This window comes from Limnohabitans sp. DM1 (assembly GCF_001269385.1).
Lineage (GTDB): Bacteria > Pseudomonadota > Gammaproteobacteria > Burkholderiales > Burkholderiaceae_C > Limnohabitans_A.
Genome location: NZ_CXOO01000005.1, coordinates 26,413 through 33,238, shown reverse-complemented (window position 1 = coordinate 33,238; position 6,826 = coordinate 26,413). Strand labels below are relative to the sequence as shown.

General features: G+C 58.5%; 6 protein-coding genes and 1 pseudogene. All 7 read left to right on the top strand.

Annotated elements, in window-relative coordinates:
- Positions 1-462 (top strand): transposase (locus AMM33_RS01165; protein WP_194945156.1); only part of this gene is annotated, 462 nt, incomplete at its 5' end.
- A gap of 16 nt (positions 463-478) precedes the next feature.
- A pseudogene (locus tag AMM33_RS01160) lies at positions 479-1,621 on the top strand (AMP-binding protein); the annotation flags it as partial.
- Positions 1,618-2,400, top strand: a complete 783-nt coding sequence (locus tag AMM33_RS01155; RefSeq protein WP_090138052.1) for an ABC transporter ATP-binding protein — start codon at positions 1,618-1,620, stop codon at positions 2,398-2,400. The pseudogene AMM33_RS01160 and the gene AMM33_RS01155, both read left to right, overlap by 4 nt.
- A gap of 12 nt (positions 2,401-2,412) precedes the next feature.
- Positions 2,413-3,342, top strand: coding sequence for a branched-chain amino acid ABC transporter permease (locus tag AMM33_RS01150; protein ID WP_090138050.1), 930 nt, complete (start codon positions 2,413-2,415; stop codon positions 3,340-3,342).
- 11 nt (positions 3,343-3,353) lie between these two features.
- Positions 3,354-4,430 carry a branched-chain amino acid ABC transporter permease gene (locus tag AMM33_RS01145; protein ID WP_090138049.1) on the top strand — a complete coding sequence of 359 codons (1,077 nt, stop codon included), beginning with the start codon at positions 3,354-3,356 and terminating at the stop codon, positions 4,428-4,430.
- A 65-nt stretch (positions 4,431-4,495) separates the two neighbouring features.
- Positions 4,496-5,833, top strand: a complete 1,338-nt coding sequence (locus AMM33_RS01140; protein WP_090138047.1) for an ABC transporter substrate-binding protein — start codon at positions 4,496-4,498, stop codon at positions 5,831-5,833.
- 136 nt (positions 5,834-5,969) lie between these two features.
- Entirely contained in the window at positions 5,970-6,779 is an 810-nt protein-coding gene (locus AMM33_RS01135) for an ABC transporter ATP-binding protein (RefSeq protein WP_090138045.1), read from the top strand.
- The last annotated feature ends 47 nt before the right edge of the window (positions 6,780-6,826 follow it).

Genomic DNA, 6,826 nt, shown 5'->3' with positions numbered 1-6,826 from the left:
GACAAGTCTCTCAAGGGCATGCGCTGGACTTTGCTCAAAGACACAGCCAAGCTCAAACCGGAGGCGGCAGCTGAACTGGATGCGTTGATGGCCAAGATGACCGTCAAACGCACGGCCAGGGCGTGGTCCTACAAAGAGCAGTTGCGTGAGATCCTTGATCGAAAGCAGATCAACGTTGTGCGAACCATGCTGGATCACTGGTGCACATGCGTGATGCGCTCCAAGGTCGAACCGATGAAGGACGTTGCCAAGATGATCCGCGCTCATATGGAAGGCATCGTGGCCTGGGCGCAGACACGCCAGACCAACGGATTCCTCGAAGCCATCAACGGTTTGTTCCAGGCATCCAAGCGTCGTGCGCGTGGGTTTACGCGAATCACAACGATCAAGACTGTCATCTTCTTGATCGCCGGGAGACTCGACTTCCACGCTATCAATCCTCATGCTGGGCAACCCACTTGAAATTCATCAGAGCCCTTATTACTTTGCGCCACCCCGTGTGTTCGAGGGCATGCTCACCAGCGTGATGATCCGCATGGAAGACGCGGGCAGCCTCAAGCGCAAGCTGTTCCACCACTTCATGGGTGTGGCCAAAAAAGTCGGCCCCGCCTTGATGGACGGCCAATCGGTCGGCTTCATGGACCGTTTGGTGTACGGCTTGGGCAACCTCATGGTGTATGGCCCCTTGCGCAACAACATGGGTTTCAGCCGCGTGCGTGTGGCTTACACCGCGGGTGAGGCGATTGGCCCTGATCTGTTCACCTTTTTCCGCTCGATCGGCGTGAACATCAAGCAGCTGTATGGCTCGACCGAAACCGCCGTGTTCGTGTGCCTGCAGCCCGACAACGAAGCGCGTGCCGACACCGTGGGTGTGCCGTGCAAGGGCGTGGAAATCAAGGTCGCCGACAACGGCGAGATCATGGTCAAGTCGCCCGGCTTGCTCAAGGGCTATTACAAAAACCAGAAGGCCACCGACGAAGTGTTGACGTCCGACGGCTGGTACCACACCAGCGATGCGGGCTTCATCGACAGCCATGGCCACCTGAAGATCATCGACCGCGTCAAAGACGTGGGTCGCATTCAGGGCGGTGCCAACGACGGCGCCATGTTTGCGCCCAAGTACGTCGAGAACAAGCTCAAGTTCTTCCCGCACATCAAAGAGGTGGTGGCCTATGGCGACCAGCGCGAAAAAGTGTGCGTGATGATCAACATCGACTTTGACGCCGTGGGCAACTGGGCCGAGCGCCGCAACCTGCCTTATGCAGGTTACACCGATTTGGCGCAAAAGCCCGAGGTGTACCAGCTCATCCAGGAGTGTGTGGAAAAGGTCAACGCTGATCTGGCCGAAGACGCCATGCTGGCGGGCAGCCAGGTCTCGCGCTTCTTGATTCTGCACAAAGAGCTGGACGCCGACGATGGCGAGTTGACCCGCACCAACAAGGTCCGTCGTGGCTTCATCGCCGACAAATACAAACCGCTGGTCGATGGCCTGTATGAGGGCAAAGCCGAGCAGTTCATCGACACTGTGGTGAAGTTTGAAGACGGCCGCACCGGCAGCGTCAGCGCGACACTCAAAATTTCCGACGCCAAAACATTCACACCCGTGAAGGCAGCAGCATGACCAAGAAAATCGGCGACGTCATTCTGGACGTCAACAACATCAGTTTGCGCTTCGGCGGCGTGAAGGCGCTGACCGACATCTCGTTCAACGTGCGCGAGCACGAAGTGCGCGCCATCATTGGCCCCAATGGCGCGGGCAAAAGCTCGATGCTCAACTGCATCAACGGGGTCTACACCCCCCAAGAGGGCAGCATCACCTTCCGTGGCCAAAAGTTTGACCACATGAACAGCCGCCAAGTGGCTGAGATGGGCATTGCCCGTACTTTCCAGAACTTGGCTTTGTTCAAGGGCATGAGCGTGATCGACAACATCATGACCGGCCGCAACCTGCACATCAAAAGCAATTTGTTCATGCAGGCTTTGCGCATCGGTCCCGCGCAGCGCGAAGAAGAAAAGCACCGCGAATTTGTTGAGCACATCATCGACTTTCTGGAGATCCAGGCCTTCCGCAAAACGCCCGTGGGTCAGCTGCCTTATGGCCTGCAAAAGCGGGTGGACTTGGGTCGCGCCCTGGCCATGGAGCCTAAGGTGCTCTTGCTCGACGAGCCCATGGCTGGCATGAACATGGAAGAAAAGCAGGACATGTGCCGCTTCATTCTGGATGTGAACGACGAGTTCGGCACCACCATCGTGTTGATCGAGCACGACATGGGTGTGGTGATGGACATCTCGGACCGCGTGGTGGTGCTCGATTACGGCAAAAAAATCGGCGACGGGACTCCCGAAGAAGTGCGCAACAACGAAGACGTGATCAGTGCCTATCTGGGCACCAGCCACTGAGGAGAACAAGACATGGCATTTTTCCTGGAAGCTCTTTTTGGCGGTCTCATGGCCGGCATGCTCTATGCGCTGGTGGCGCTGGGCTTTGTGCTGATTTTCAAGGCCTCGGGCGTGTTCAACTTCGCGCAAGGCGCGATGGTGTTGTTCGCGGCTTTGGCCATGGCGCGTTTTTCCGAATGGGTTCCGGGTTGGCTGGGCATCCAAGACAAGTTCCTGGGCAACCTGATCGCCTTTGTGCTGGCGGCTGCCATCATGTTCATGCTGGCCTGGCTGATCGAGCGCCTGGTGCTGCGCCACTTGGTCAACCAGGAAGGCGTGACCTTGCTGATGGCCACCTTGGGCATCACCTATTTCCTGGATGGTTTGGGTCAGACCATCTTTGGCAGCGACATCTACAAGATCGACGTGGGCATGCCCAAAGACCCGGTGTTCCTGTTCGACTCGGTGTTCCCCGGCGGCGTGCTCGTCAACCTCGAAGACGTGTATGCGGCTTGCATTGCGGCTTTGCTGGTGGTGGTGTTGTCGCTCTTCTTCCAAAAGACCAGCACCGGACGCGCCCTGCGTGCGGTGGCCGATGACCACCAAGCGGCGCAGTCGATTGGCATCCCGCTCAACCGCATCTGGGTGATTGTTTGGTTCGTGGCCGGTATCACCGCCTTGGTCGCCGGCATCATCTGGGGCTCCAAGATGGGCGTGCAGTTCTCGCTGACCACCGTGGCTTTGCGTGCTTTGCCAGTCATCATTTTGGGTGGCCTGACTTCGGTGCCCGGCGCCATCATCGGCGGCCTGATCATCGGTGTGGGTGAGAAGCTGTCCGAGGTGTACCTGGGCCCCTTTGTGGGCGGCGGCATCGAAATCTGGTTTGCTTATGTGCTGGCGCTGGTGTTCTTGCTGTTCCGTCCGCAAGGCCTGTTCGGCGAAAAAATCATCGACCGCGTGTAAGGAGAGAAAACATGTTTTACAGAGAAAACGGTCAGTACAAGACTTCTTACCGCAGCGACCAGCAGATCTTTGCCATTGCGCAAGACCGCTGGGCCATCCTGGCGCTGATTGCCTTCGCCTTCATCGGTGTGCCCTTCCTCGCCGATGAGTACATGTTCCGTGCCATCCTGATCCCCTTCCTCATCCTGTCGCTGGCGGCTTTGGGGGTGAACATCCTGGTCGGTTATTGCGGTCAGATTTCGCTGGGTTCGGGCGCGTTCATGGCGGTGGGGGCCTACATGGCCTACAACACCTACATCCGCATCGAGGGCATGCCCTTGATCGTGGCGCTGCTGGCCGGGGGCTTTTTTGCGACCTTGGTGGGCATGTTCTTTGGCATCCCCAGCTTGCGCGTCAAAGGCCTGTATTTGGCCGTGGCCACGCTGGCGGCGCAGTTCTTTTGTGATTGGGCCTTCTTGCGCGTGGGCTGGTTCACCAACAACAATGCCTCGGGCTCGGTTTCGGTGTCCAACCTGAATGTGTTCGGCTGGGCCATCGACACCCCGCTGCAAAAGTACCTGTTCTGCCTGGTCTTTTTGGTCGTGTTTGGTTTGCTGGCCAAAAACCTGGTGCGCTCGGCCATTGGCCGTGAGTGGATGGCCATCCGCGACATGGACGTGGCCGCGGCCGTGATTGGCATTCGCCCCATGTACGCCAAGCTCAGCGCTTTTGCTGTGAGCTCGTTCATCGTCGGCGTGGCCGGCGGCCTTTGGGGCTTTGTGCATCTGGGTTCTTGGGAGCCAGCGGCCTTCTCGATTGACCGCTCTTTCCAGCTCTTGTTCATGGTCATCATCGGCGGCATGGGCTCCATCATGGGCAGCTTCTTTGGTGCGGCCTTCATCGTGATCTTGCCAATTTTCCTGAACCAGTTCTTGCCCGCGATGGGTGATCTGTTGGGCGTGAGCATCTCGACTGCGGCCGTGTCTCACACCGAATTCATGATCTTTGGTGCCCTGATTGTGTGGTTCCTGATCGTGGAGCCGCATGGTCTGGCCAAGCTGTGGTCGGTGGCCAAGCAAAAACTGCGTCTGTGGCCCTTCCCGCACTGATGTGCAGCGTTTTTTTTCGAGTGTTTTTACCCCCAGTGCTTCCCTTTTTTAACAGGAGACAAACCATGAAGCTTCGTCAACTCGTTCTGGCCACCACGGTGGCGGCTGCCGGTCTTGCCAGTGCGCTGGTCAGCACCGTGGCCACGGCCCAAACCAAAGAGCAATTTTTCCCCGTGCTGGTTTACCGCACCGGTGCTTACGCCCCCAACGGCGTGCCCTTTGCCAACGGCTATGTCGATTACCTCAAGCTGGTCAATGCGCGCGGCGGCATCAACGGCGTCAAGGTCAGCTTTGAAGAATGCGAAACCGGCTACGCCACCGACCGCGGCGTGGAATGCTACGAGCGCCTGAAGGGCAAGAACGGCGGCGCGACCGTGTTCCAGCCCCTGTCCACCGGCATCACCTTTGCCCTGACCGAAAAAGCCCCTGGCGACAAGATTCCTTTGATCACTGCAGGTTACGGCCGCAGCGAATCGGCTGATGGTGGCGTGTTCAAGTGGAACTTCCCACTCGCAGGCACCTATTGGGTGGCCGGTGACGTCATCGTCCAGGACATCGGCAAGAAGGCCGGTGGTCTCGACAAGCTCAAGGGCAAGCACATCGCTTTGGTGTACCACGACAGCCCATTCGGCAAAGAAGCCATCCCGATCCTGCAAGAGCGTGCCGCCATGCACGGCTTCAAGCTGAGCCTGTTGCCTGTCACCCACCCTGGCGTGGAGCAAAAATCAACCTGGCTGCAAATTCGCCGCGACCGCCCTGATTACGTGGTCAACTGGGGCTGGGGCGTGATGAACTCCACCTTGCTCAAGGAAGCACAAGCCACCGGCTACCCCCGAGAAAACATCTGGGGCGTGTGGTGGGCAGGTGCCGAGCCTGACGTCAAGGACATCGGCATGGGCGCCAAGGGCTACAACGCCATCACCATGCAGCACGGTACCGAAAAGGGTTCTGCGATTGTGAAGGAAGTGCTGAACAAGTTGCACGCCAAAGGCCAGGGCACTGGACCCAAGGACGAAGTGGGCGAAGTGCTGTACATGCGCGGTTTGTTCAGCGCCATGTTTGCGGTGGAAGGTGTGCGTCAAGCCCAAGAGAAGTACGGCAAGGGCAAAGTCGTGACCGGCGAGCAAGCGCGCTGGGGTTATGAAAACCTGAACCTGACCCAACCCAAGCTCGATGCCCTGGGCTTCAAGGGTGTGTTGCGTCCGATCTCCACGTCTTGCGCTGACCACATGGGTGCCAACTGGGCCCGTATCCACACATGGGACGGCACCAAGTGGCAATTCAGCAGCGACTGGATGCAGGCCGATGAGCAGATCATCAAGCCCATGGTAAAGGCCGCTGCCGACAAGTACGCCGCCGAGAAGAAGATCACACGCCGCACCCCTGCGGATTGCCAGTCCTGATCGGTGAACAGCCCGCTGCGCAAGCGGCGGGCTGCAGCTGCACGGTGGTTTGCGCCATCGGCAGCTGCCAAATGAAACCCTTGCTTGCAGCGGTTTCATTTGGCTTGAACCCCAGAGTAAAGAAAAGGCACAGTCCATGAGCGACAAAAACATTGTTCTGAACGTCAACGGCATCGAGGTCATTTACAACCACGTCATCCTGGTGCTCAAGGGCGTGTCCCTGCAGGTGCCCGAGCAAGGCATTGTGGCTTTGCTGGGCGGCAACGGCGCGGGCAAGACCACCACGCTGCGGGCCATCTCCAACTTGCTGCAAGGCGAGCGCGGCGAGGTGACCAAGGGTTCGATCGAGCTGCGTGGCGAGCGCATCGAAAACCTGTCGCCTGCCGACCTGGTGAATCGGGGCGTGGTGCAGGTCATGGAAGGCCGCCACTGCTTTGCCCACCTGACCATCGAAGAAAACTTGATGACCGGCAGCTACACCCGCACCGACAAGGGCGAGATCGCGGCCAATCTGGACAAGGTCTACACCTATTTCCCACGCCTGAAGACCCGCCGCACCTCGCAAGCGGCCTACACCTCGGGCGGTGAGCAGCAAATGTGTGCCATTGGCCGCGCCCTGATGACCAACCCCAATATGGTGCTTTTGGACGAGCCCTCCATGGGCCTGGCCCCGCAGATCGTGGAAGAGGTGTTCAACATCGTCAAGGACCTGAACGAGAAGGAAAAAGTCACCTTCCTGATCGCTGAGCAGAACACCAACATGGCCCTGAAATACGCCGATTACGGCTACATCATGGAGTCGGGCCGCATCGTGATGGACGGCGCTGCCGAAGACCTGCGCACCAACGAAGATGTGAAAGAGTTTTATTTGGGCATGGGCGGTGGTGAACGCAAGAGCTTCAAGGACGTGAAGAGCTACAAGCGCCGCAAGCGCTGGTTGGCTTGAGTCTTTGCCCGCCCCGTTTTCCTCAGCAGTACCCCCGGAAAGTCCCC